This is a genomic window from Streptomyces sp. NPDC030183, assembly GCF_055573455.1.
The window spans coordinates 59,234-82,498 of sequence record NZ_JBVIBK010000010.1 but is presented as its reverse complement, the minus strand read 5'-3'; the positions used below and the strand labels follow the sequence as shown (position 1 = coordinate 82,498).

General features: G+C 71.6%; 19 protein-coding genes. 7 read left to right on the top strand and 12 right to left on the bottom strand.

The genetic code is table 11. The features are described from left to right. Positions 1 to 92: 92 nt before the first annotated feature. A complete protein-coding gene (locus ACZ4Z2_RS14115) occupies positions 93 to 1,364 on the top strand; it encodes a beta-ketoacyl-[acyl-carrier-protein] synthase family protein (RefSeq protein ID WP_468075624.1) in 1,272 nt (423 codons plus the stop codon). A 77-nt stretch (positions 1,365 to 1,441) separates the two neighbouring features. Here the strand turns inward: ACZ4Z2_RS14115 and ACZ4Z2_RS14110 are convergent, their stop codons facing one another. After that, the gene (locus ACZ4Z2_RS14110) at positions 1,442 to 1,936 is read right to left on the bottom strand and encodes a DUF3145 domain-containing protein (RefSeq protein WP_468075622.1); all 495 of its coding nucleotides are present in this window, start codon (positions 1,934 to 1,936) and stop codon (positions 1,442 to 1,444) included. Between the two features lie 345 nt (positions 1,937 to 2,281). On the opposite strand from ACZ4Z2_RS14110, the gene ACZ4Z2_RS14105 reads away from it, so the two are divergent. The 3 genes from ACZ4Z2_RS14105 (at position 2,282) to ACZ4Z2_RS14095 (ending at position 5,822) form a co-directional block, all read left to right on the top strand. Further along, positions 2,282 to 3,181, top strand: coding sequence for an SGNH/GDSL hydrolase family protein (locus ACZ4Z2_RS14105; protein ID WP_468075620.1), 900 nt, complete (start codon positions 2,282 to 2,284; stop codon positions 3,179 to 3,181). 15 nt (positions 3,182 to 3,196) lie between these two features. Continuing rightward, the gene (locus ACZ4Z2_RS14100) at positions 3,197 to 4,189 is read left to right on the top strand and encodes an aldose epimerase family protein (protein WP_468075618.1); all 993 of its coding nucleotides are present in this window, start codon (positions 3,197 to 3,199) and stop codon (positions 4,187 to 4,189) included. A 397-nt stretch (positions 4,190 to 4,586) separates the two neighbouring features. Next, positions 4,587 to 5,822, top strand: a complete 1,236-nt coding sequence (locus ACZ4Z2_RS14095) for a pyroglutamyl-peptidase I (RefSeq protein WP_468075616.1) — start codon at positions 4,587 to 4,589, stop codon at positions 5,820 to 5,822. A 13-nt stretch (positions 5,823 to 5,835) separates the two neighbouring features. Here ACZ4Z2_RS14095 and ACZ4Z2_RS14090 read toward each other — a convergent pair whose 3' ends face one another. From ACZ4Z2_RS14090 to ACZ4Z2_RS14075, 4 genes are all read right to left on the bottom strand, one after another. Further along, complete coding sequence (locus ACZ4Z2_RS14090) at positions 5,836 to 6,699, bottom strand: EI24 domain-containing protein (RefSeq protein WP_468075614.1); 864 nt, start codon at positions 6,697 to 6,699, stop codon at positions 5,836 to 5,838. 52 nt (positions 6,700 to 6,751) lie between these two features. Then, a complete protein-coding gene (locus ACZ4Z2_RS14085) occupies positions 6,752 to 7,945 on the bottom strand; it encodes an SGNH/GDSL hydrolase family protein (RefSeq protein WP_468075612.1) in 1,194 nt (397 codons plus the stop codon). Between the two features lie 34 nt (positions 7,946 to 7,979). Then, complete coding sequence (locus ACZ4Z2_RS14080; protein ID WP_468075964.1) at positions 7,980 to 8,558, bottom strand: TetR/AcrR family transcriptional regulator; 579 nt, start codon at positions 8,556 to 8,558, stop codon at positions 7,980 to 7,982. 69 nt (positions 8,559 to 8,627) lie between these two features. After that, positions 8,628 to 9,494, bottom strand: a complete 867-nt coding sequence (locus tag ACZ4Z2_RS14075; RefSeq protein ID WP_468075610.1) for a thioesterase II family protein — start codon at positions 9,492 to 9,494, stop codon at positions 8,628 to 8,630. Between the two features lie 288 nt (positions 9,495 to 9,782). Here ACZ4Z2_RS14075 and ACZ4Z2_RS14070 point away from each other — a divergent pair, with 288 nt between their 5' ends. Together ACZ4Z2_RS14070 and ACZ4Z2_RS14065 are read left to right on the top strand one after the other, a co-directional pair. Beyond that, positions 9,783 to 12,335 (top strand): M14 family zinc carboxypeptidase, encoded by a 2,553-nt coding sequence (locus ACZ4Z2_RS14070; RefSeq protein ID WP_468075608.1) that lies wholly within the window; start codon positions 9,783 to 9,785, stop codon positions 12,333 to 12,335. A gap of 206 nt (positions 12,336 to 12,541) precedes the next feature. After that, the gene (locus tag ACZ4Z2_RS14065) at positions 12,542 to 13,969 is read left to right on the top strand and encodes an FG-GAP-like repeat-containing protein (protein ID WP_468075606.1); all 1,428 of its coding nucleotides are present in this window, start codon (positions 12,542 to 12,544) and stop codon (positions 13,967 to 13,969) included. Between the two features lie 95 nt (positions 13,970 to 14,064). On the opposite strand, the gene ACZ4Z2_RS14060 is transcribed toward ACZ4Z2_RS14065, so the two are convergent. Next, a complete protein-coding gene (locus ACZ4Z2_RS14060; protein WP_468075604.1) occupies positions 14,065 to 15,087 on the bottom strand; it encodes an NADP-dependent oxidoreductase in 1,023 nt (340 codons plus the stop codon). A gap of 141 nt (positions 15,088 to 15,228) precedes the next feature. Here ACZ4Z2_RS14060 and ACZ4Z2_RS14055 point away from each other — a divergent pair, with 141 nt between their 5' ends. Continuing rightward, a complete protein-coding gene (locus ACZ4Z2_RS14055; protein ID WP_468075603.1) occupies positions 15,229 to 15,666 on the top strand; it encodes a MarR family winged helix-turn-helix transcriptional regulator in 438 nt (145 codons plus the stop codon). A gap of 81 nt (positions 15,667 to 15,747) precedes the next feature. On the opposite strand, the gene yjfF is transcribed toward ACZ4Z2_RS14055, so the two are convergent. The 6 genes from yjfF to ACZ4Z2_RS14025 form a co-directional block, all read right to left on the bottom strand. Next, entirely contained in the window at positions 15,748 to 16,776 is a 1,029-nt protein-coding gene (yjfF, locus tag ACZ4Z2_RS14050) for a galactofuranose ABC transporter, permease protein YjfF (protein ID WP_468075601.1), read from the bottom strand. Next, positions 16,776 to 17,900 carry an ABC transporter permease gene (locus ACZ4Z2_RS14045; RefSeq protein WP_468075599.1) on the bottom strand — a complete coding sequence of 375 codons (1,125 nt, stop codon included), beginning with the start codon at positions 17,898 to 17,900 and terminating at the stop codon, positions 16,776 to 16,778. The genes yjfF and ACZ4Z2_RS14045 overlap by 1 nt, the downstream gene beginning before the upstream one ends. Continuing rightward, complete coding sequence (locus ACZ4Z2_RS14040) at positions 17,897 to 19,429, bottom strand: sugar ABC transporter ATP-binding protein (protein WP_468075598.1); 1,533 nt, start codon at positions 19,427 to 19,429, stop codon at positions 17,897 to 17,899. Before ACZ4Z2_RS14040 ends, ACZ4Z2_RS14045 begins: the two co-directional genes overlap by 4 nt. 94 nt (positions 19,430 to 19,523) lie before the next feature. Then, positions 19,524 to 20,540 carry an ABC transporter substrate-binding protein gene (locus ACZ4Z2_RS14035; RefSeq protein WP_468075596.1) on the bottom strand — a complete coding sequence of 339 codons (1,017 nt, stop codon included), beginning with the start codon at positions 20,538 to 20,540 and terminating at the stop codon, positions 19,524 to 19,526. Between the two features lie 150 nt (positions 20,541 to 20,690). Continuing rightward, a complete protein-coding gene (locus ACZ4Z2_RS14030; RefSeq protein ID WP_468075595.1) occupies positions 20,691 to 21,737 on the bottom strand; it encodes a LacI family DNA-binding transcriptional regulator in 1,047 nt (348 codons plus the stop codon). 783 nt (positions 21,738 to 22,520) lie between these two features. After that, the gene (locus ACZ4Z2_RS14025) at positions 22,521 to 23,252 is read right to left on the bottom strand and encodes an SCO2400 family protein (protein WP_468075593.1); all 732 of its coding nucleotides are present in this window, start codon (positions 23,250 to 23,252) and stop codon (positions 22,521 to 22,523) included. Positions 23,253 to 23,265 lie beyond the last annotated feature (13 nt).

Here is a 23,265-nt window from a genome sequence, read left to right as displayed (position 1 = left end):
GCTCCGGCCGCCCGATCCCCGGAACCAGTCCGACTGCCCCGCCACCCGGCGGTGGCGCCGCTGAATCCTCGTAACCGTTGGAGAACATTCCCGTGAATTCGACCAATCGCACCGTGGTCGTCACCGGTATCGGCGCAACCACACCGCTGGGTGGCGACGCGACTTCCACCTGGGAGGGACTGATCGCCGGCAGGTCCGGCGTCCGTCCCCTGGAGCAGGACTGGGCCGCCGAGCAGGCGGTCCGCATCGCGGCACAGATCGCCGTCGAGCCGATCGAGGTCATCCCCCGGCCGCAGGCCCGCAAGCTGGACCGCTCGGCGCAGTTCGCGCTGATCGCGGCCAAGGAGGCGTGGGCCGACGCCGGTTACACCGAGACCTCCACCGACGACGGCACCGTCGACGCCGACCGGGTCGGCGCGGTCATCGCCTCCGGCATCGGCGGCGTGACGACGCTGCTCGACCAGTACGACGTGCTGAAGGACAAGGGCGTACGCCGCGTCTCCCCGCACACCGTGCCCATGCTGATGCCCAACGGCCCGTCCGCCAACGTCGGTCTGTACGTGGGTGCCCGTGCCGGTGTGCACACCCCCGTCTCCGCCTGCGCGTCGGGCGCCGAGGCCATCGGCTACGCCATCGAGATGATCCGTACCGGCCGTGCCGACGTCGTGGTCGCCGGCGGTACCGAGGCGGCGATCCACCCGCTGCCCATCGCCGCGTTCGGCAACATGATGGCGATGTCCAAGAACAACGAGAACCCCGAGGCCGCGTCGCGTCCGTACGACACCGCCCGGGACGGCTTCGTCCTCGGTGAGGGCGCCGGCGTCGTGGTCCTGGAGTCCGCGGAGCACGCCGCCGCGCGCGGGGCCCGGGTCTACGCGGAGGCGGTCGGGCAGGGCATCTCCGCCGACGGCCACGACATCGTGCAGCCCGAGCCGGAGGGCCGGGGCATCGCCCACGCCCTGCAGAACCTGCTGGACCGCACCGACCTGGACCCGGCGGAGATCGTGCACGTCAACGCGCACGCCACGTCGACGCCGGCCGGTGACATCGCCGAGCTGAAGGCGCTGCGCAAGGTGTTCGGCGACCACGCCGACCACATGGCCGTCTCCGGTACGAAGTCCATGACCGGGCATCTGCTGGGCGGCGCCGGTGGTGTGGAGACCGTCGCGACGGTCCTCGCGCTGTACCACCGGGTGGCTCCGCCGACGATCAACGTCGACGACCTGGACCCGGAGGCCGAGGCCAACGCGGACGTGGTGCGCGGTGAGGCCCGCAAGCTGCCCGTGGAGGGCCGGATCGCCGCGCTGAACGACTCGTTCGGCTTCGGTGGCCACAACGTGGTGCTGGCGTTCAGGACGATCTGACACCCTCGTCAACGGCGAATGGCCCGGACTCTGCGAAGAGTTCGGGCCATTCGGCGTCAGTGGCCGCGTCTCGGCGTCTAGACGACCTGGTGGAGCCAGCGGACCGGGGCGCCCTCGCCCGCGTAGCGGAACGGTTCCAGCTCGTCGTCCCAGGGCTTGCCGAGGAGCCTGGCGATCTCCGCCTCCAGGTCCGTCTCGCCGTGCTGGGATCTCGTCAGGGCCGCGCGCAGGCGGTCCTCCGGGATGAGGATGTCGCCGTGGATGCCGGTGACGGCGTGGAAGATGCCCAGGTCGGGGGTGCAGCTGTAGCGCTCGCCCTCGGCGGTGGGGCAGGGCTCGGCGGTGACCTCGAAGCGGAGCAGGTGCCAGCCGCGCAGCGCGGAGGCGAGTTGGGAGGCGGTGCCGGCCCGGCCCTGCCAGGAGAACTCCGAGCGCCAGGTGCCCGGCGCGGCCGGCTGGCGGATCCAGTCGAGGTTCACCCGGGTGCCCAGGACGCCCGCGACGGCCCACTCGACGTGCGGGCACAGCGCGCGCGGCGCGGAGTGCACGTACAGAACTCCACGTGTCGTCACCGGGGCCTCCACAGAGCGGGACGTCTTGCAGTTTGACGGAACGGCGGTGGCGGAGCGGCCACGGGCCGAGGCTACCGTGCGCCGGGGCGGGGAGTGTGACGTACCGTCGGAGCCGGCGCCGGGAAGCGGCGCGGTTTCACCCGGCGGGACGCGTGTCCGACCCTTCGGCTGGGCCGTTGGGGGGTGGGCCCCCGTAAGACTCCAGCCATCTGAGGGGACGTCCGGAATGGCTGGATCAGTTGCGTCGTCCGTCACATCCGCCACGGCCGCCCTCCGTGTCGGGAACCCCGGCGCGTTGTCATGGGTGGGAACTTGCATGGGGATGACCGAAGAGGGGACCAGGGGATGCGGAAGCGACGCCACCGTTCGAGGGCGGTGTCCGGTGCCGTGCTGGCGGCCGCGCTGCTGGCGGTGACCGGCTGCGACGCCACCGGTGGCAGCTCCCCCGGCCCCGAGGGCACCGGCGCGAAGGCCCGGCCCTCCGCGTCGCCGACCCCCGCGTGGGACAGCACCCCTCGGTCGCTGGTGGCCGTCGGGGACTCCATCACCCGTGGCTTCGACGCGTGCAAGGTGCTGTCGGACTGCCCCGAGGTGTCCTGGGCGACCGGCAGCGACGCCTCGGTGGACAGTCTCGCCGTACGGCTGCTCGGCCGGACCGGAGCGGCCGAGCACAGCTGGAACTACGCGGTCACCGGGGCCCGCATGGCCGACCTGCCGAGCCAGGTGGCGCGGGCGGTGACCCGGAAGCCGGAGCTGGTCACGGTCATGATCGGCGCGAACGACGCGTGCCGGGCGACCGCCGACGAGATGACGCCGGTCGAGGACTTCCGCGCGGACTTCGAGGACGCGATGGCCACGCTGCGCGACAGCCTGCCGAAGGCGCAGGTGTTCGTGGCGAGCGTGCCCGATCTGAAGCGGCTGTGGTCCGAGGGCCGGACGAACCCGCTCGGCAAACAGGTCTGGAAGCTCGGCATCTGCCCGTCCATGCTGGCCGACCCCGATGTCCTCACCACGGCGGCGTCCGAGCGGCGGGAGGCCGTGCAGAACCGCGTGGAGGCGTACAACGGCGTGCTGCGGGAGGTGTGCGCCGACGACCGTTACTGCCGGTACGACGGGGACGCGGTCTTCGACTACCGCTTCGGACAGGCCCAGCTCAGCCAGTGGGACTGGTTCCACCCCAGTGTCGACGGCCAGGCACGGCTGGCGGAGATCGCCTACCGGATCGTCAGTGCGAAAGAGCGGTGACCTAGGGTTCCGCTCATGGGTGAACTTTTCGGCACACTTTCCGACGGCACGCCGGTGCACCGCTGGACGCTGGAGCGGGGCGGCATCCGGGTGCGGGTCCTGACGTACGGCGGTGTCGTGCAGTCCGTGGAGGTCCCGGACCGGGACGGGCGGGCGGCGGACGTGGTGCTGGGGTTCGCGGACCTCGACGGGTACCTGCGGAACCAGGGGCCCTTCTTCGGGGCGCTGATCGGGCGGTACGCCAACCGGATCGCCCGGGGACGGTTCGTGCTGGACGGCCGGGAGTACCGGCTGGCGCGCAACAACGAGCCGAACTCCCTGCACGGCGGCCCCCTCGGCTTCGACAAGCGCGTGTGGGACGCGGAGGCGGTCGCGGGCGGGGTGCGGCTGTCGCGGGTCAGCCCGGACGGGGAGGAGGGCTTCCCGGGGCGGCTGGAGGTGTCCGTCACGTACACACTGGAGGACGACGGCGACGGCGGTGGCGCGCTGCGGATCGCCTACGAGGCGGTGACCGACGCGCCGACCGTCGTGAACCTCACCAACCACTCGTACTGGAACCTGGCCGGCGCGGCCTCCGGGAACGCGGGCGGGCACGAGCTGCGGATCGACGCGGGCCGGGTGACGCCGGTGGACGCGGACCTGATACCGGCCGGTGAGCCGGCCGACGTGGCGGGGACGCGGTTCGACTTCCGGGCGGCCCGGACGGTGGGCGCCGGGTACGACCACAACTTCGTGCTGGACAAGGGGGTCACCGCGACGGCGGAGGCGGTGGCGGAGCTGTGCGATCCGGGGTCGGGGCGGGTGCTGACCGTGGCGACGACCGAGCCGGGGATGCAGCTCTACACGGCGGACCATCTTCAGGGGCCGTTCGGGCCCGGTAACGGGATCGCCCTGGAGACACAGCACTTCCCCGACTCGCCGAACCGGCCGCGGTTCCCGAGTACGGAACTGCGGCCGGGTGACGTCTACCGCTCGGAGACGGTCTACGGGTTCGGGGTGCGCGCGTAAGAGCTCCGGGTGACGCCTCGATCCTCGCGCCGACGCGGTGGTCCCCGATCGAGCGGGCCAGGCTGCGGTACCAGGGGCTGCGGGACCCGGGCGGCGTCGACATGCCGGGCGCGTTCCGCGACTTCCTGACCCTGCTCGGGGAGACCGGGGAGAACGGGGAGCACAGGGCGGGCGGGGAGGAGCGGAGGGCCGAGAACCGGTCGGCCCGTACGGCACGCGGCATGGCGTGCGTCCCTTCCGTCACGCGATACTGCCGCGGTCCGGGCCACACCCCCCCGCGGCGCGCTCGCGCCGCAGCTACGGAAGGACGCGAACTCCCTTGCATTCCACAGGACTTCTTTCGACGGGACTCGGTTTCAGGTCGGGGCGGCGCGGCAGGGCCGGTGCGCGGGGAGCGGTGGGGCTGGTGGCCCTGCTCGCGGGGCTCGGCCTTCCCGGCTCCGCCTCGGCCTCGGCTCCCGACCCGGTTCCGGCGGCGCTCACCGTCGAGGAGCAGCGGCTCAACCGCGCGGTGCCCCAGGAGATTCTGCGGCGGTCCGGATTCGACGGTGTGGCAGCCGAGCTGGAGAGGGACCTGGCGGGGGCACGGTCGTACGCGCAGGCCGAGCGGATCGTCGTACGGCACGGGTCGCGGCTGTGGACACGGGCGGTGGACCGGGCGCAGGGGCGGGGGCCGGCGGGCGGCGACCTCAGCCGGGACGACGACCGGCCGCTGTACTGGGCCCGGTTGGGGATGACACGGGAAGTGCGGGAGTGGGCACCGGCGTTCGGGCTGAGCGAGGCCCGACGGGCCTCGCTGCTGGGGCGGCTGGAGCAGGCATCGCGGGGCCAGGACGCGATCAGTTATCCCCGCTCCCCGGACGGGAAGGCGCCGAAGCGGATCCTCGTCACCGGGTTCGATCCGTTCACGCTGGACCGGGACATCCGGATCTCCAACCCCTCCGGGGCGACGGCTCTCGCGCTCGACGGCACGGTGATCCGGACCGCCGACGGCCCGGCGCGCATCGAGACCGCCGTCTTCCCCGTCCGTTGGCAGGACTTCGCCGAGGGGACGGTGGAGCGCGCCCTGCGGCGGCAGTTGCCCCGGGTGGACCTCTTCGCCACCGTCAGCCAGGGCCGGGTCGGGCGTTTCGACGTCGAGCGGACCAACGGGGCCTGGCGGGGCGGCTTCCCGGACAACGACAACGTCGCGCGCACCGGGACCATCCCGGTGACAGACCCCGCCACCCAGCCGCAGTGGACGTCGACGACCCTGCCGTACGCGGACATCGTCGCCGCGAGCACGGGGCGTTTCCCGGTGTACGACAACACGAGCGTGACGGAGATACCGGCGGGCGGCACGACGGCGGTCGTACGGCCGCAGGGGCCGACCGCGGGCTCGACCGCCAGGGCCGGGGGCGGCGGTGACTACCTCTCCAACGAGATCGCCTACCGGGCGACGCTGCTGCGGGACCGGTTGGGCCTGCGCGACTCGCTGCCGGGCGGGCATGTGCACACGCCGGTGCTGCAGTTCGGGACGGGGAACACCGATCCGGCGACCGGGGCGGTCACCGACCCCGTGTTCGTGCGGAACCGGCTGGACATCATCGCGCAGGTACGGGCCATCGTGGGGGTGGCCGCGGACGCGTCGTGAACCGCGCCGGCGGTCACCGCGCCCGGGGCTTGGTCCAGGGGTCCGCCGACCGGGGCCGGGGCGCCTGGCCGCCGCCGGGGCCGCCGGCGCTCCGGCCGTCGTTGTCGTCGTGGTCGCCGTCGCCGTCGGTCGTCTCCTCGCCCAGGAGGTCGCGGGCCATCAGGGTCGCGCCCGCGACCGCGCCCGGCATGAGGAAGACGGCGACGAACGGGACGAGGAAGGCGAGGGCGAGCGGGGTGCCGAAGCCCCAGACCAGGGTCCTGCGGGAGCGGAGCAGCCGGAGGCGGTCGCGGACCTCGACACGGCGGCGCTGGAGGGCGACGGCCGTCAGCTCCTCGGTGAGGAAGAAGCCGGTCACGAACACACCGATGACGGGGACGACCGTCTGCCCGATGAACGGGACGAAGCCCAGGGCGAAGAGCAGGACGCCCCACAGGGCCGCCCTGACGACGATGCGGAGGCTGTCCCGGGCCGAGATCCACAGTTCCCGCCAGAACGGCAGGCCGGACTCCGGCGCGGTGCCGTCGGGCGAGACGTCCCGGTCGACCTTCTCGGAGAGGTTCTCGTAGAAGGGCTGGCCGATGAGGAGGGTCATGGCCGTGAACGTCACGACGGAGAGGAGGAGCGCGAGCGCGAGCAGGACGGCGGTGAGGAGGCCGCGGAAGAGGCCGGACCAGGGGCTGGACCAGTCGTCGGCGAACGGGGTGGCCCAGGCGACGAAGTCCGGGCCCCACACGGCAAGTGCGGTGAGGGCGGCCAGGTAGAGGACCAGGGTGATCAGGCCGGGGATCAGTCCGAAGCCGTACTGCCTGCCGTGCCGGGCCACCCACTTCTGGCCCTGGACGAGATACTGGAAACCCACCCCTAGATCGCGCATGGGGGCACTTTATCCATGGGGTGGGCGGGGTCGGCCAGGGGGCTGCGGCCCTTCAGGGTCCGAAGGGGCTCTTCGCCGCGAAGGGACCCTCCTCCGCGAAGGCACGGGCGGCGAAGCGGTGGGCGATGAGCTCCTGGGTGCGGGCGTCCGGGTGGAGGTCGTCGGGCAGGGGGTGGGCCTCGGTGTCGGTCTCGCCGTAGAGGTCCCGGCCGTCCAGGTGGTGGAGGTGCGGGTCGCTCTTCGCCCGGTCGGCGACCAGGCGGGCGAGTTCGGCCCGGATCACCTGGAGGTTCAGCTTGCCCAGGGGCACTTCCCCGGGGTCGCCCAAGGCGCGGAAGCGTAGGTGGCCCTCGCCGATGCCGGTGAAGTCGGGGGCGCAGGGGCCGGGGGTCGTCTCGTGGATGGGGCACAGGATGGGCGAGACGACGAGGAGGGGCGTCGTGGGGTGGCCGTCGCGGATGGTGTCGAGGAAGCCGTGGACGGCGGGGGCGAAGGCCCGCAGGCGCATGAGGTCGTGGTTGACGATGTTGATGCCGATCTTGAGGCTGATCAGGTCGGCGGGGGTGTCACGGATGGTGCGGGCGGTGAACGGGTCCAGCAGGGCGCCGCCGCTGAAGCCCAGGTTGAGGAGTTCGACATCGCCGAGGGCGGCGGCGAGCGCGGGCCAGATGCCGGTGGGGCCGGTGGCGTCGGAGCCGTGGCTGATCGAGCTGCCGTGGTGCAGCCAGGTCCGGCGGCCGGGGTCCGGGGCGGGTTCCACGGGGGCGTCGGTGCGCAGCGCGACGAGTTCGGTGGTCTCGTTGTGCGGGAGCCAGATCTCGACGGTCTTGTCGGTGTCGGGGAGGTCCGTGAAGCGGACGGTGCCCGGGGCGCCCGGTTCGCTCTCGGTGGTGCCGGCCGTCATGTCGATGGTGAACGTGTGGCCCGAGGTGACGCTCCCCCGGTCCGTCAGGACACCGTCGACCAGCAGCTCGTAGACGCCGTCCGGGCGGGGCGGGGCCCCGACGTAGTTCCGTTTGGTGGGCAGGGTGTCGAGCTCGACGGTGGTCGCGCGGGTGCGGAACGCCAGGCGCACACCGGAGGGCTGGGCCTCCGCCATGGCCAGTTGGGGGTCGGCGCACTGGGCGCGGGCTTGGGCGGGGAGCCGGTGCGGGAGCACGCCGTGCTCGGTGCGCTCCAGGTCGAGGGCGCCGCGCAGGAGATCGGCCGTGAGGGGGGTGCTGATCCAGTGGTCGTCGGGGTGCATGCCTCACCTGGGGTCGAGGGGCGGAACCTGGGGGTCAAGGGGCGGAGGGCGCGGGCCAGTTGCGCAGCAGGGCGTCGAGGGCGTCCAGCAGCCGGGTCCAGGTCTCCTCGGAGTCGGGCAGGCTGTGGCTGAACCCGCCGCTGAGTTCGAGGCTGACGTAGCCGTGGAAGAAGCTGCCGAGCAGCCGGACGGCGTGGGTCTGGTCCGGTTCCTCCAGGTCGTAGCCGCGCAGGATGGCCCGGGTCATCCGGGCGTGCCGGACGCCCGCGCTCGCGGCGGCCGTCTCGGGGTCGAGCCGCATCCGGGCGGCGGCGGCGCGACCGGGGTGTTCTCGGGCGTAGTCGCGGTACACGTTCGCCATGGCGGCCAGCGCGTCCTTCCCGGCCCGTCCGGCGAGCGCGGCGGCGCCCCGGTCGGCGAGTTCCTCCAGGGCGAGCAGGGCGATACGGGTCCGCAGGTCATGGGAGTTGCGCACGTGCGAGTACAGGCTGGCCACCTTGACGTCGAACCGCCGGGCCAGCGCCGAGACGGTCACCTCGTCGAAGCCGACCTCGTCGGCCAGCTCCGCGCCCGCCCGGACGAGGCGTTCCGGGGTGAGCCCCACGCGCGCCATGTCCTTCCTTCCGTTCACTGTGATCGATTATGGATTTGCCTAAAGGTATTAGGCAAGCAGGCATGACCCCTAGGCGGGGTCTCCGGATGGGGCTTCCAGCAGGCCGCGGAGGAGGTCGGTGACGGCGCCGGCATGGTCGTTGAGGAAGAAGTGACCGCCCTCGAACACCTGGGTGCGGAAGTCCCCGGAGGTCTGCTCGCCCCAGGCCCGGACCTCCTCCACGGTGGCCGCCGGGTCCCGGTCGCCGACCAGGGCGATCACGGGGCAGGTCAGGGGGCGGCCGGGGGTGTCCTCGTAGGAGGCGAGGGCCCGGTAGTCGCCGCGGAGCGCCGGGAGGACCAGTTCCAGTAGTTCGGCGTCGTCGAGGACCATGGCGTCCGTGCCGCCCAACGCCTTGATCCTCCGGACCAGTTCGGCGTCTGTCGTGGGCCAGTCGCGGTCGCGGCCGCGGGCTGCGGACGGTCCCCGGCGGGCCGACACGACGAGCAGGCTCGGCTCGCCGCCGGGCCGCCGGGCGAGCCGTACGGCCACCTCATAGGCCAGGGAGGCCCCCATGCTGTGCCCGAGCAGCGCCCGGGGCCGGTCGCCGGGCGGGCCCAGCGCCTCGGCGATCAGGTCGGCCAGCAGGTGCAGATCCTCGACGGGGGCCTCGCGCAGCCGGTCGAGCCGTCCGGGGTACTGCACGGCCACCACGTCCACGGCCGGGGCGAGGGCGACGGCCAGGGGCCGCCAGTAGGCGGCGGAGCCACCCGCGTGCGGGAAACAGACCAGTTCGCACCGCGCGCCGGTGACAGCGCCGGGGCCGGAGCCCGTGCCCTTTGCGGTGACCGTGACGTTTGCGGCGACCGCGCCCTTGCCGGTGACCGTGCCCGGGCCGGTCGGTGCGTTTCCCGCCTGCGGGAAACGGCGGAGCCAGAGGTCTTCCGGGCGGCTCACCACGGCCCGTGCTCCGTCCGCCCGGCCAACGACCGTGTCACGGCGTCCACTTCGCGGTGCGTCCGCGTCTCACCAGACATCCAGGTACCTCTCGAACGGTTTCGTGCGTCGTGCGGCACCCGCATCGTCGCATCCCCGTCCCGCACCCCTAACACGCCCACGCCACCCGCCTGTTGGAGACGTCCGTGACGTGGGGGCCCTCTTGTTGCGCGCGAGTCGAACAGGTAGACCACCTGTGGTCGCCACCCGCTCACCGGCCGTCAAGGATCCCCCACTCCAGGAGGTAGTGTGCGTCCACCCCGACCCGGTCCGAGATCCACGCTGTCCAGTGCCGCCGCCGTCGCCGTCACCGCCGGCGCGCTGCTCATCGCCCCGCATCCCGCGGGCGCCGACCCCCGGCCGACCGTGCGGGAGGGCGCCCCGCTCCCGAGGGGCGCGGCCGACGCCCCCGCGAGCGCGGCCCGACGGGCCCTCACCGCACCCGAGACCGACCTGGCCGACGACGCGGGCAGCGCCGTCCGCGGCTACCCCCGCGAGCAGGTCCTCGCCCCGGACCCGGAGAACCCCGCCGACAAATCCATCAAGCTGGGCCTCACCCCGTACCACGCCATCGCCCCCAAGCTGAACGCCCTGCAGGCGCTCGGCGACCGGGTGAGCGTGGAGATCGCGGGGCGCTCGGCCGGCGGCCACCGCCTCTACCTGGTCACCGTGACCGCCCCGGAGACCGCCCGGCAGGCCCGCGCCCAGGCCAGGATGCGGGAACTCATCGAGAACGCCCCGCGGTCGGCGGCGAAGGACCGGACGCTCAAGAGGACGTACAAGACGCCCGTCTTCTTCAACAGCAACATCCACGGCAACGAGTGGGAGGGCACCGACGCGGCGCTGCGGCTCATCGAGCGGCTCGCGACGGCGAAGGACACGCGGACGAAGGACCTGCTGGCCCACAGCAGGCTGTACTTCAACATCACGGCGAACCCGGACGGCCGGATCGCCGGCACCCGGACCAACGCGAGCGGCTTCGACATGAACCGCGACTTCGTGACCGCCTCGCAGCCCGAGGTGCGCGCGATGCGCCGCATCCAGATCGACAAGCAGCCGGCCGTCATGCTCGACCTGCACGGCTACGTCAACGGCACCCTCATCGAGCCGACCACTCCCCCGCACGGCGAGAACTACGAGTACGACCTCTTCCTGAAGAACACCTACGCCAACGCCCTGCGCATGGAGGCCGCCGTCAACGGCCTCGGCTACACCCACGACAAGGACGGCGTGGACCCCGCCCAGATCCCCTTCCGCGACGCGGAGGAGGGCTGGGACGACTGGCCGCCGGTCTTCACCCCGCAGTACGCGGCCTTCCACGGGACGGTCGCCGCGCACACCGTGGAGATCCCGCTCCAGGTCAACAACGCGGCGTACGAGTCGCTGCCGGTCGCCGAGCTGCGCCGCCGGTCCGCGATCAACGTGGACGTGGCGGGCGCGGCCATGGAGGCCACCCTCGGCTTCGTGCGGGAGAAGCGGTCCTCGCTCCTCGCCGACCAGATCGAGGTGTTCCGCCGCGGTGCCGCGGGCGCCGCCCAGGTGCCGGTCTCCGCGCAGACCGTCCCCGGTGTGCCCGGCATCGGCCCGGAGGACGTGTACACGGCCGACTTCCCCCGCGCGTACGTCGTTCCGGCGGGTCGCACCCAGCGCTCCGCGACGGCCGCCGCGCGCCTCGTCGACCATCTGATCGCCAACGACATACGCGTCACCCGTGCCAGGGCCGGCTTCCGGCTCGGCGGACGGACGTACCCGAAGGGGTCCTACGTCGTCGACATGCGCCAGGCCAAGCGCGGTCTCGCGAACGCGCTGCTGGCGGACGGGCGGGACATCAGCGACAAGGTGTCGGTGATGTACGACATCTCCGGCTGGAGTCTCGGCAGGCTGTGGGGCGCGACCGTCGTGGCGGCGGAGAGCGGCCGGGTGTCGGCGCTGCCCGTGCGCCCGGTGCGGTCCGCGGCCCCCGTCGGCCGGGTGGCCCCGCGCGGGACGCTCCGTCTGCGTCTCGACTCCCCGCAGGAAATCGCCGCCCTCAACTCCCTGCTGAGGGACGGCGTGCGGGTGCGGCAGGCGGCCGACGGCAGTGCCCTCGTGCCGTCCTCGGCCCGCCGGAAGGCAACGGCGCTCGCCCGGTCGTACGACGTGGTGTTCGAGGCGACCAGGGCGACCGGCGGCACTCCGCTCCGCCCGGTCCGGGTGGCCGCGGCCGTCTCAGCGGGCGAGCTGTTCGCGCTGCGGGAGATGGGCTTCGACGTGGTCCCGGTGTCGACGGCGGTCCTCAACGCCGGCTTCGACTGGTCGCGGGCCGATGTGCTGTTCGTGTCGTCGGGCCTCTCCTACGGCGGGCTGAACGCGTCCGCGCGCACCGCGCTGACCGGGTTCCTCACCCGCCACGGCCTCGTCGGCGGCGGCACGGCCGGTGCCGCGCTGAGCGAGGCCACCGGGCTGCTGGAGGTCACGGCCGTCGAGGGCAACGGGGACGCCAACGGTGTGGTGCGCGTGGACAACGCGGGCGGACCGGTGACGGGCGGCGCGCCCGGCCACACCTTCGTCTACACGCCCGTATGGTTCACGGGCCTCGGCCCCGACGTCACCGTCGAGCAGTCGTACGCCGGCGGCGACCCGCTGGTGTCCGGGCACTGGCGGCCGCAGGGCGACGGGGCCGGCGGGCCGGCAGCGGCGGCGGGGCAGGCGTCCGTGATCCGCGGCCCGCACGCGGTCCTCTTCGGCACCGAGCCGCTCTTCCGCGCCCACCCGAAGGGGGAATTCGCGCAGGTGGGGCGGGCGTTGCTGACGGTGTCCTGACCGGGAGCGCCGCACCACGACGGAGTCCGCACCCCACGTCCAGGGGTGCGGACTCCGTCGTGTGCAACGAACGCGACCGGGGCGCGTCACGGGGCCCGCTCCCGGTTTCGGGACTCGCCGTGCTCGCGGAGTTCCCGCGGTGTACAGCCTTCACCCGCGGTGGTCCGTCTCCCGTTGCGTCACACACGTTCCGCACAGGAGGCACAGTGCCCCGCCGCACTCTCACCGCCGCTATCGCCGTCACCGCGCTCGCGGCCCCCTTCGCGCTCTTCGCCACCTCCAGTACGGCGTCGGCCGCGCCCGTGCCGCCTCGCACGCCGATGACCGACTTCAACCACGACGGACACCCCGACCTCGCGGTCGCGGCGCCCTTCGGCACCGTCGACGGTGTGGAGAAGGCGGGTTACGTCTCGGTCGTGTACGGCACGGCCTCCGGGCCCGGAACGGCTCGCCACCAGATGATCAGCCGGGCCACTCCCGGCGTCCCCGGCGACCTCCAGGGCACCTTCGCCTTCGGTGTCCAGACGCTCCCCGGTGACCTCGACGGCGACTCGTACACCGACCTGCTCGTGACGAGCGGCGGCGACGGCGGCGAGCCGACCGTGCTCTGGGGCTCCAAGGACGGCCTCACCGGCCAGAACACCGTTCTGCCGTACCAGTACTCCGAGTTCGCCCTCGGTGACTTCAACGGCGACGGCGAGCGCGACCTCGTCGTGAACTCCGACCCGAGCGACGACCCGGACGTCTCCGGGATGACGATCCACTACGGCCCGTTCACCCGCGACGGCAGGACGCGCACCCAGGACAGCATCACCACGGATGACGGTCCCTCCGGTCTGCGCTCCTTCGTCACCGGTGACCTCACGGGCGACGGTGTCGACGACATCGTCACCACGCACGGCTTCGAGGAGATGCAGCACGAGGCCCGCTTCTGGAAGGGGTCGAGGACCGGCGTCGGCCACACCTCCAAGGCCCTCGGCACGGCGTACAGCGGCACCGTCGGCGATGTCGACGGCGACGGCTACGGCGACCTGATCACCCGCGACATCGGCTCCGTCACCGAGGTCATCGACTCCGCCCCGGGGAGCATCACCATCCAGTACGGCGGCTCCACCGGGCCGAGCGACACGCGCAAGAAGGTCATCACCCAGGCCACCGCGGGGGTGCCCGGGGCGAGTGAGGCGGACGACGCCTTCGGCGCGTCCCTCAGCGCCGGTGACGTGAACGGCGACGGCAAGGCGGAGGTCGCGGTCGGCGTTCCCGGCGAGAGCCTCGGCGCCTCCACCGGGACCGGCGCGGTGATCCTGCTCAAGGGCGCGTCCAAGGCCGCCGGCGGCATGACCGGCAAGGGCGCGATCGCCTACAACCAGTCCACCGCCGGCGTGCCGGGCGTCTCCGAGTCGGGCGACGACTTCGGCCGCCGGGTGAGCCTCTCCGACCTGAACAAGGACGGCAGGGCGGACCTGACCGCGACGGCCCCCGGCGAGGACGGTGCCTTCGCCGACTCGGGCGCCCTGTGGAACCTCTACGGCTCCGCGAGCGGCCTGACCACGACGGGCGCCGGCACGCTCAGCCCCGTGAAACTCGGCGCCCCCGAGAAGGACGCCGAGTTCGGCCACACGCTCGGCGGCTGACCGGTCGTCCGGCGCCAGGGCGAGACAGACCGCTGTCCTGCCCGGCTCGTCCGTGCGGAGCGGAACGGAGCGTCGGTGGGATCGCGACGCCGAGATCAGAGCTTGACGATCATCTTGCCCGTGTTGTCGCCCCGCAGGACGCCCAGGAACGCCTCCAGGTTGTTCTCGATGCCCTCGACGACGGTCTCGCGGTACTTGAGGGCGCCCGAGGCGACCCAGGGGCCGACCTCCTGGACGAACTGCGGCTGGAGGTCGTAGTGGTCGCCGACGAGGAAGCCCTGGATGCGGCCGCGGGTCTGGATGAGGCGGGCGAGGTTCTTCGGGCCGGGGGCGGGCTCGGTGTTGTTGTAGACGGAGATCATGCCGCAGACGGCGATCCGGCCGTCGCGGTTGAGCTGCCCGATGGCGGCCTCCAGGTGGTCGCCGCCCACGTTGTCGAAGTACACGTCGACCCCGTCGGGCGCGGCCTCGCGCAGCTGCTCGGCGACGGGGCCGCTCTTGTAGTTGAAGGCCGCGTCGAAGCCGTACTCCTCGACGAGGAGCTTGACCTTCTCGTCGGAGCCGGCCGAGCCGATGACGCGGGAGGCGCCCTTGAGCTTGGCGATCTGGCCGACCTGGCTGCCGACGGCACCGGCGGCGCCGGAGACGAAGACGGAGTCGCCCTCCTTGAAGGAGGCGGTGCGCAGGAGGCCGGCGTAGGCGGTGAGGCCGGTCATGCCGAGGACACCGAGATAGGTGGACAGGGGCGCGGCGTCGGCGTCGACCTTGACGGCCTGCTTGGCGTCGAAGGTGGCGTACTCGCGCCAGCCGCCGAAGTGCAGCACGTGGTCGCCGACGGCGATGCCGTCCGCGGCGGAGGCGACGACCTCGCCGACGGCGCCGCCCTGCATGGCCTTGCCCAGCTCGAAGGGGGCGACGTACGACTTGGCGGCGCTCATGCGGCCGCGCATGTACGGGTCCACGGAGAGGAACTTGTTCCTCACCAGGACCTCACCGGCGGCGGGCTGCCGGATCTCCGCCTCGACCAGGGCGAAGTCCTCGGACTTCGGCCAGCCGACGGGGCGGCTGAGCAGGTGCCATTCGCGGCTGGTGGCGGGGAGGGCGGAGGTGTCGGACATGGGGGGCCTTCCTACGGGTGTGTGCTCGTACGGTTCGTTCGTCGTACACGCCGTGTACATACCGTGCGGTTACTTCAGTACCTGAAACAACCATGCTCCTGAATATTTCATGCTGTCAAGTAAAGGGGTAACCTGGAGAGCATGGCCACACAGAGGACGACCCCGCGCGCCGACCCGCTGACCCTCGAGGTCGTCGAACTCATCGGCACCGTCGTGGCCCGCTACCACGCGGAGTACGAGGACGCCGCCGCCGAGCACGCCCTCACCGGAGCGCAGGCCCGCCTCCTCGGCCTCCTTTCCCTCGAACCGCTCCCCATGCGTCAGCTCGCCCACAAGCTGCGCTGCGAGCCGTCGAACGTGACGGGCATAGTCGACCGGCTGGAGGCGCGGGGTCTGGTCGAGCGGCGCCCCGACCCCAAGGACCGCCGGGTGAAGCTGGCCGCGGCGACGGCGGAGGGCCGCCAGGTCGCCCGCGGTCTGCGCGAGTCCCTGCACTTCGCCCGCGAGCCCCTGTCGGCCCTGTCCACCGAGGAGCGGGAGTCCCTGCGGGACCTGCTGCGCCGCATGCTGGAGGCGTGACAGGCCCATGGACGCACGAAGCGGTCCGGCACACGGGAGCGTGTGCCGGACCGCTTCGTCTTGCGTGCGCCTGACCTGTGGTCAGGTCTTCTTGCGTGCCGTCATCGCGCGCTGGATCAGGATGAACGCGCACAGCAGGACACCCGTGGCGATCTTCGTCCACCAGGAGCTGAGGGTGCCCTCGAACTGAATGATGCTCTTGATGAGGCCCAGCACGAGGACGCCGAACAGCGTGCCGATGACGTAGCCGGATCCGCCGGTCAGCAGGATTCCGCCGATGACGGTCGCGGCGATCGCGTCGAGTTCCATACCGATGGCGTGCAGCGGGTCACCGGACTGGATGTACAGCATGAACAGCAGGCCGGCCAGGGCCGAGCAGAAGCCGCTCACCGTGTACACGGCGATCTTGGTGCGGCCCTTCGGGAGACCCATCAGCATGGCCGACTGCTCGTTGCCGCCGATGGCGTACACGCGGCGTCCGAAGGTCGTGTAGTGCAGCACGTAGAACGCGACGCCGATGATCACCAGGGCCGCGATCGCGCCGATCGACAGCTCCCCCAGGCCGAGCGACACCCGCGTCTGGGCCAGGGTGCTCACCGAGGCGTCGCTGATCGAGATCGCCTCCTCGGTGATGACCAGGCACAGTCCGCGGAAGAGGAAGAGCCCGGCGAGGGTCACGATGAAGGGCTGGATCTCGAAGTTCTCGATCACGTAGCCCATCAGGAAGCCGCCGAACGCTCCGACGCCCAGGGCCAGGAGGACGGCGAGCACCAGCGGCACCCCCTGGCGCTCCACCATCCAGGCCGTGAACATCGTCGTGAAGGCGATGACGGAGCCCACGGACAGGTCGATGCCGCCGGACAGGATGACGAAGGTCGCGCCGACGGCGGCCACCAGCAGATAGCCGTTGTCGATGAACAGGTTCAGGAAGACCTGCGGTTCGCCGAAGCCGTAGTTCTGGTAGCGGCTCAGGCCCGCGATGTACATCGCGAGGAACAGCGTGGCGGTCACCAGGACCGGCAGCCGGCGGTCGCCCAGCAGCGTGGCGAGCTTGGACGGCGGCGTCGTACGGCTGTCCGGCGCCGTCGGGGTCTGGGTGGTCGCGCTCATCACGACACCTCCATCTTGGGGGCGGCCTCGGCGGTCGTGACGGTCTTCGCCGGCCCGGCGGCGGCACTGCCGCCGCTCGCCGCACCGGACTTGGGCCCGAACTTGGCGCCGAAGACCTTCGCGCGGAACTTCGGGGACTGGAGCAGGCAGACGATGATGACGACCACGGCCTTGAAGACCAGGTTCATCTGGGCCGGGACGCCGATCGTGTAGATCGTGGTCGTCAGGGTCTGGATGATCAGCGCGCCGATCACCGTTCCGCCGATGGAGAACCGGCCACCCAGCAGCGACGTGCCGCCGATGACGACCGCGAGGATGGCGTCCAGCTCGATCCACAGACCGGCGTTGTTGCCGTCCGCGGCCGAGGTGTTGGAGCTGATCATCAGACCGGCGATGCCCGCGCACAGGGCGCAGAACATGTACACCATGATCTTGATGCGCATGGACCTGATGCCGACCAGGCGGCTGGCCTCGGCGTTGCCGCCGACCGACTCGACGAGCAGGCCGAGCGCCGTACGGCGGGTCAGGGCGACGGTGACGGCCACGACGGCGGCGACGATGAAGATGGAGAAGGGCAGGGTCAGCCAGTAGCCGCCGCCGATGAGCTTGTACGGCTCGCTGTTGATGGTGATGATCTGGCCGTCGGTGATCAGCTGGGCGACACCGCGTCCGGCGACCATGATGATCAGCGTGGCGATGATGGGCTGGATGCCCATACGGGCGACCAGGAAGCCGTTCCACAGACCGCAGACCACCGCCGCGACGAGGCCGACGCCCATGGCCAGGAACACCGCCGACAGCGCGTTCTGGTCTGCTTGGTCGCTGATGTAAGAGCAGGTCAGGGCGCCGGTGATGGCGACGACCGCGCCCACGGAGAGGTCGATGCCGCCGGTGGCGATCACCAGGGTCATACCGACCGCCACCAGGATCAGTGGCGAGCCGAACAGCACGATCGAGACGAGGCTGCCGTAGAGGTGGCCTTCCGTCATCTTGATCGAGAAGAAGTCGGGGGTGAAGGGGACGTTGACGAGCAGCAGGGCCACCAGGAAAGCGACCGGCCAGAACAGCTGGTGCTGCGTCAGCGCCCGCCAGCGGGGCGTCGTGGCTGCGGATGGGGTGCTCACTGGTGTTCTCCGCTCGCGATGGTCTCCAGGATCTTGCTGGTGGTGATCTCCGGCCCGTTGGTCAGGCGCGCCACCAGCTTGCGGTCGCGCAGCACGCCGATGGTGTGGCTGAGGCGGAGGACCTCTTCCAGCTCGGCCGCGATGTAGAGCACGGACATGCCGTCCTCGGAGAGGGACACCACGAGCTTCTGGATCTCCGCCTTGGCACCGATGTCGATGCCGCGCGTGGGCTCGTCGAGGATCAGCAGCCTGGGCTGGGTGATCAGCCAGCGGGCCAGCAGCACCTTCTGCTGGTTGCCGCCGCTGAGCAGGCCGACGCGGGCCTCCGGGTTGGCGGGGCGGATGTCGAGGGCCTTGATGTACTTGGCCACGAGTTCGTCGCGCTGGGCGGCCGGGATGGGCCGGGTCCAGCCGCGGGCCGCCTGGAGGGCGAGGATGATGTTCTCCCGCACCGTCAGGTCCGGTACCAGGCCCTCGGCCTTGCGGTTCTCCGAGCAGAACGCGACCCCGGCGCCGATGGCGTCGTTGGGGGCGTTCATCGGGACCTGCTTGTCACCCACGGTGACCTTGCCGCTGTCGGGCTGGTCGGCGCCGAACAGCAGCCGGGCCAGTTCGGTGCGGCCGGAGCCGAGCAGTCCGGCGAGGCCGACGACCTCGCCCTTCTTGATCTCCAGGTCGAACGGGGCGATACCACCGGTGCGGCCGAGTCCCTCGGCGTGCAGCAGGGTCTCGCCGACATCCGCGCGCAGCTGGTGCTCGTGCAGCTCCTCCAGCTTGTCCAGCTCCTTGCCGATCATGAGCTGGATGAGTCCGACCTGGTCGAGGTCGCTCACCATGTGCTCGCCGACGAGGGTGCCGTTGCGCAGGATGGTCATGCGGTCGCAGATCTCGTAGATCTGGTCGAGGAAGTGGGAGACGAACAGGATCGCCACGCCCTCGTCCTTCAACCGCCGCATGAGGCGGAAGAGTTCGAGGACCTCGTCGCGGTCGAGGCTGGACGTGGGCTCGTCGAGGACGAGCACCTTGGTGCCCTGGCCCTCACCGTCGCCGCTGCTCACCGACCGTACGATCGCGACCAGTTGCTGCACCGCCAGGGGGTAGGCGGACAGCGGCGCGCTGACGTCGATGTCGAGGCCGAGCCGGTCGACCAGCTCCGCGGCCTCCTTGCGCATCCGCTTCCACTGGATGCGGCCGAAGCGGGTGGGCTCCCGGCCGATGAAGATGTTCTCCGCCACCGACAGGTTGGGGCAGAGGTTGACCTCCTGGTAGACCGTGTTGATCCCGCCCTGCTGCGCCTGGAGGGGGCTGGCGAACCGTACGGACTTCCCGTCGAGGGTGATCGTGCCGCCGTCCAGCGAGTAGACCCCGGTCAGGACTTTGATCAGGGTGGACTTGCCGGCGCCGTTCTCGCCCATCAGCGCGTGGATCTCACCGGGGAAGAGCCGGAAGTCGACGCCCGACAGAGCCCTTACCCCCGGAAACTCCTTGACTATGCCCGTCATCTCCAGGACGGGCCGTGGCTCTGCCATGGCAGCGCTCCTCTTGGATTTCAAATCAGGCCCGCAGGGAGCCCCGGGACCGAGGGGATCGGTCGGCCGGAGGCTCCCTGCCGGAAGGTGCGGGTCAGTACTTGCGGGTGGGGAGGGCTTCCTTGGCCTGGTCCTGCATGAAGTCGCTCTCCTTGGTCTTGATCCGGCGCTCGACCGAGCCGCCTTCGTGGACCGTCTTGACGATGTCCATCAGCTGGGGGCCGAGCAGCGGGTTGCACTCGACGATGGCGTTGATCTTGCCCTCGGACATCGCGACGAAGCCGTCCTTCACGCCGTCGACCGTGACGATCAGGATGTCCTTGCCGGGCTTCTTGCCGGCCGCCTCGATGGCCTGGATGGCACCGAGACCCATGTCGTCGTTGTGCGCGAACAGCACGTCGATGTCCGGGTTGGACTGCAGGAAGGCCGCCATGACCTGCTTGCCGCCGGCACGGGTGAAGTCGCCGGTCTGGCTGACGACGATCTCCCAGTCGTCCTTGTGCTCGGCGTCCATGACCTCCTTGAAGCCCTTGGCGCGCTCGATCGCGGGGTCGGAGGCGGGCGTGCCCTCGAGCTGCGCGATCTTCACCTTCCCCTTGTGTCCGGCCTTCTCCAGGACCTTCTCCAGCATCTTGGCCGCGCGCCGGCCCTCGTCCGTGAAGTCGGAGCCCACCAGGGTCACGAACAGGGACTCGTCCTTGGTCTTCACGCCGCGGTCGGTGAGGATGACCGGGATCTTCGCGGCCTTGGCCTCCTGGAGCACCGCGTCCCAGCCGGTGACCTTCGCCGGCGAGAAGGCGATGACGTCCACCTTCTGCGCGATGTAGCCGCGGATCGCGGAGATCTGGTTCTCCTGCTTCTGCTGCGCGTCGGAGAACTTCAGGTTGATGCCCGCCTCGGAGGCCGCCGACTTGATCGACTCGGTGTTGGCGGTGCGCCAGCCGCTCTCGGACCCGACCTGGGCGAAGCCGAGGGTGATCTTCTTGCCGCCGCCGGAGCCACCGGAACCACCGGAGCCGCTGGAGCCGCCGTCGTCCTTGGCGCAGGCCGCCAGGCCCGTCGCTGCCGCCACGCCGACCGCCGCGGTGAGGAAGTTCCTTCTGTTGAGCATGTGTCTTCTCCTTTGAAGAGCCGGTCCGGGTGGACCTGCTGGTACTGGGTGGACCGGCCACATGACGTCCAGCCTGTCGATCATCGTTCGAAATGTCGGCCGTACTGAGGGGTCCTGAGGGATGTTCAGTTCGAGGTGGGGGGCGCCGGGTCAGCTGGGGGCGGTCCCGGACGGTGAGGCGTACGGGTAGGTGCTGGCCCGTACGACGAGTTGGGGTTCGATGGCGATGCGGGTCGGACCCGCGGGAGCCCGGCCCTCGATCAGGTCCAGGAGCAAGGTGATGCTCCGTTGGCCCACCGCGGAGAAGTCCTGTCGGACCGTGGTGAGCGGCGGTGCGAAGAACTCCGACTCCGGGATGTCGTCGTAGCCGACCACCGCGACGTCCTGGGGAGTGCGTACCCCTGCTTCACGCAGGGCCCGCAACACACCCAGTGCCATCTGGTCGTTGGCCACGAAGACGGCGGTCAGACCGCGTCCCACCCAGCCGGCGAGTTCCTGGCCCGCACGGTAACCCGAGAGCGGGCTCCAGTCACCCCTCAGAGGCATCGGCGGTTCCACGCCGGCCTCTTCGAGGGTCTCCCGCCAGCCGGCGACCCGGTCCGCGGCCTCCTGCCAGTCCTCGGGTCCGGCGAGGTGCCAGACCGTGCGGTGGCCGGCGGCCAGCAGATGACCGGTGGCGAGCCGGGCACCGAGGTACTGGTCGACGTTGGCGCTGGGGACCGAGGAGGCGGACCCCGTGCCGACGGCCACCACCGGGAAGGGGTGGCGGAGTTCGGCGAGGGCCTCGACCGCCGACCGCTGCGGGGCGATGGCGATCACACCCTCCACCCCGCCGTCGCTGAGGTGGTCCAGAGCCTCGGAGAGCGTCTCCACAGTGAGCTTGCGCACACTGACCGTCGAGACCAGGTACCCCTCGGCCCGGGCCGCCTCCTCCAGCGCGAACAGGGTGCTGGCCGGTCCGTAGAGCGTGGTGTTGGAAGCCACCACGCCCAGGGTCCGGGTGCGCCGGGTGGCCAGCGCCCTCGCCGAGGAGTTGCGACGGTAGCCCATCTCCTCGATCGCGCGCTGCACCCTGGCTCGGGTCTCGTCCCGCACGTTGGGGTGGTCCCCCAGGACCCGGGAGACGGTCTGGTGGGACACCCCCGCGAGGCGGGCGACGTCCGCCATGGTGGGCGGCCGGAGCGGTGAGTGTGTCACGGCCGCACCTCCTTGGCGGTCGTCTGCCGATAAGACCTGTGCTGCGGGTAAGACCTGCGCTGCGGGCGGAGCGCTCCGCGTTGCCGGCTTCACGCCGGGGTTCCGGACGTTCCCAGGGCACCGGTGGGGAAAGGGGGTTGACGCACTGCTGGCACGACGCTCGTACCTCCTCGGGTGCCGTCGGGAACCGACTGGTGAATGCGGAGGTCATTGTGAGCGCTAACAATTCCCGCGGGTCAAGGGGGCTGCGGCAGGGAAGTCGTCACGGTTGAGTAACGCGGGGTCCCGTCGGGGCCGCCGGGGACCCCCTCCGGGGCGCACGTTACGTCCACGAAAAAGCCCCAGGTCCTGCGGTGTTGACATCCCCGGCCCCCCGTTTCCCGCCCCCTCGATCCGCGCCGCGGACCCTCGCTGTGGACGATCACCACGAAGGTGTTCGCGGCGCACATCGGCGCGACCACGAGGGCCGCGGGGGAGCGTCACCAGGTGCCTCCGAGGGCCGCCGAGAGGAACGCCATCCGGCACGCGCCGGGCACCCGTGGGCGGCCCCGGCGCCACCCGGTCACCCGGTACCGGCAACCCGGCAAGCCAGCAGCCCCGCCGTCGCGCCCCGCCCCGCAGGAATCCCCGCTCTCCGGGCAACGCACCGCAAGAAAACCCGTCTTCACCTACGGGCTCGCGAGAATCACCGCTCTCCGCATGCCGCCCCACAGGCAGCCCACGCCCCCACGGCCGCCCCCCGGTGAAGGCTTCCCGCCGCCCCCGGTGAAGGGTTCCTCGGGGTTACGAGCACCACCACAGGATGCGGGTGCAGGTTTCCGAGGGGGAGGGGGTTGGGGTGGGTTTGTCCGTGTCGGGGGGCGGGTTGGGAGTGTCGGGCTTCTCGGGGGCCGCCGTCTCGGCGGGGGGTGCCGCGCTCGGGCGGACCGAGGCGTTCGAGGCGGAACGGTCCTTGGGTCCGTCCTCGCCCTCGACCCCCTCGCCGTCCTCGGACTTCCCGGACTTCGAGGCGGAGGGCGAGGGGGACTCCTTCGGCGACTTTCCGTCCGCGCCGTTCGCGCCGTCCGCCCCCTCCGCCGCGTCGCCGCCGCCCTGGGCGCCGTCCGCCGAGTCGGCCGGCGACGGCGTGACCGCGTCGTCCACGGACGCCGCGTTGGGGAGCGACGGCGGCGCCTCCATGCCGAGTTCGGCGAGGCTCAGCCCGCCCGCGGCGAGCACCAGCCCGGCCCCCACCAGCACCACCCGCTTGCGCCGCCGGCGGTGCGCGGCCGCCCGCCGGTCCCGTCGGCCCGCGCGGTCGCCGCGCCCGCCGCCGGACCGGGAGCGGGCGGTCGCGCGGTCCTCGGCGTCCGCTTCGGCGTCGCCCTCGGACGTTTCGTCGCGTTCGTCCGCGGCGATGTCGTCCGGTTCGGGCGACATGTCCGCGTACGCCCGGCCCGATTCGGCCGGTGCGCCGCACCCGGGACAGGCCAGGGCGCCGTTGAGGTGCCGTTGGCACGGGTGGCAGTAGTCCATGACGCCGGAAGAT

Bases quoted from the DNA above. Each gene is read 5' to 3' on its own strand.
- ACZ4Z2_RS14055 (WP_468075603.1), top strand. From the start codon at position 15,229: ATGGCCACACAGAGGACGACCCCGCGCGCCGACCCGCTGACCCTCGAG.
- ACZ4Z2_RS14085 (WP_468075612.1), bottom strand. From the start codon at position 7,945: ATGCACCCCGACGACCACTGGATCAGCACCCCCCTCACGGCCGATCTC.
- ACZ4Z2_RS14090 (WP_468075614.1), bottom strand. From the start codon at position 6,699: ATGCGCGATCTAGGGGTGGGTTTCCAGTATCTCGTCCAGGGCCAGAAG.
- ACZ4Z2_RS14100 (WP_468075618.1), top strand. From the start codon at position 3,197: ATGGGTGAACTTTTCGGCACACTTTCCGACGGCACGCCGGTGCACCGC.
- ACZ4Z2_RS14060 (WP_468075604.1), bottom strand. From the start codon at position 15,087: ATGTCCGACACCTCCGCCCTCCCCGCCACCAGCCGCGAATGGCACCTG.
- ACZ4Z2_RS14080 (WP_468075964.1), bottom strand. From the start codon at position 8,558: ATGGCGCGCGTGGGGCTCACCCCGGAACGCCTCGTCCGGGCGGGCGCG.
- ACZ4Z2_RS14035 (WP_468075596.1), bottom strand. From the start codon at position 20,540: ATGCTCAACAGAAGGAACTTCCTCACCGCGGCGGTCGGCGTGGCGGCA.
- ACZ4Z2_RS14040 (WP_468075598.1), bottom strand. From the start codon at position 19,429: ATGGCAGAGCCACGGCCCGTCCTGGAGATGACGGGCATAGTCAAGGAG.
- yjfF (WP_468075601.1), bottom strand. From the start codon at position 16,776: ATGAGCGCGACCACCCAGACCCCGACGGCGCCGGACAGCCGTACGACG.
- ACZ4Z2_RS14105 (WP_468075620.1), top strand. From the start codon at position 2,282: ATGCGGAAGCGACGCCACCGTTCGAGGGCGGTGTCCGGTGCCGTGCTG.
- ACZ4Z2_RS14025 (WP_468075593.1), bottom strand. From the start codon at position 23,252: ATGGACTACTGCCACCCGTGCCAACGGCACCTCAACGGCGCCCTGGCC.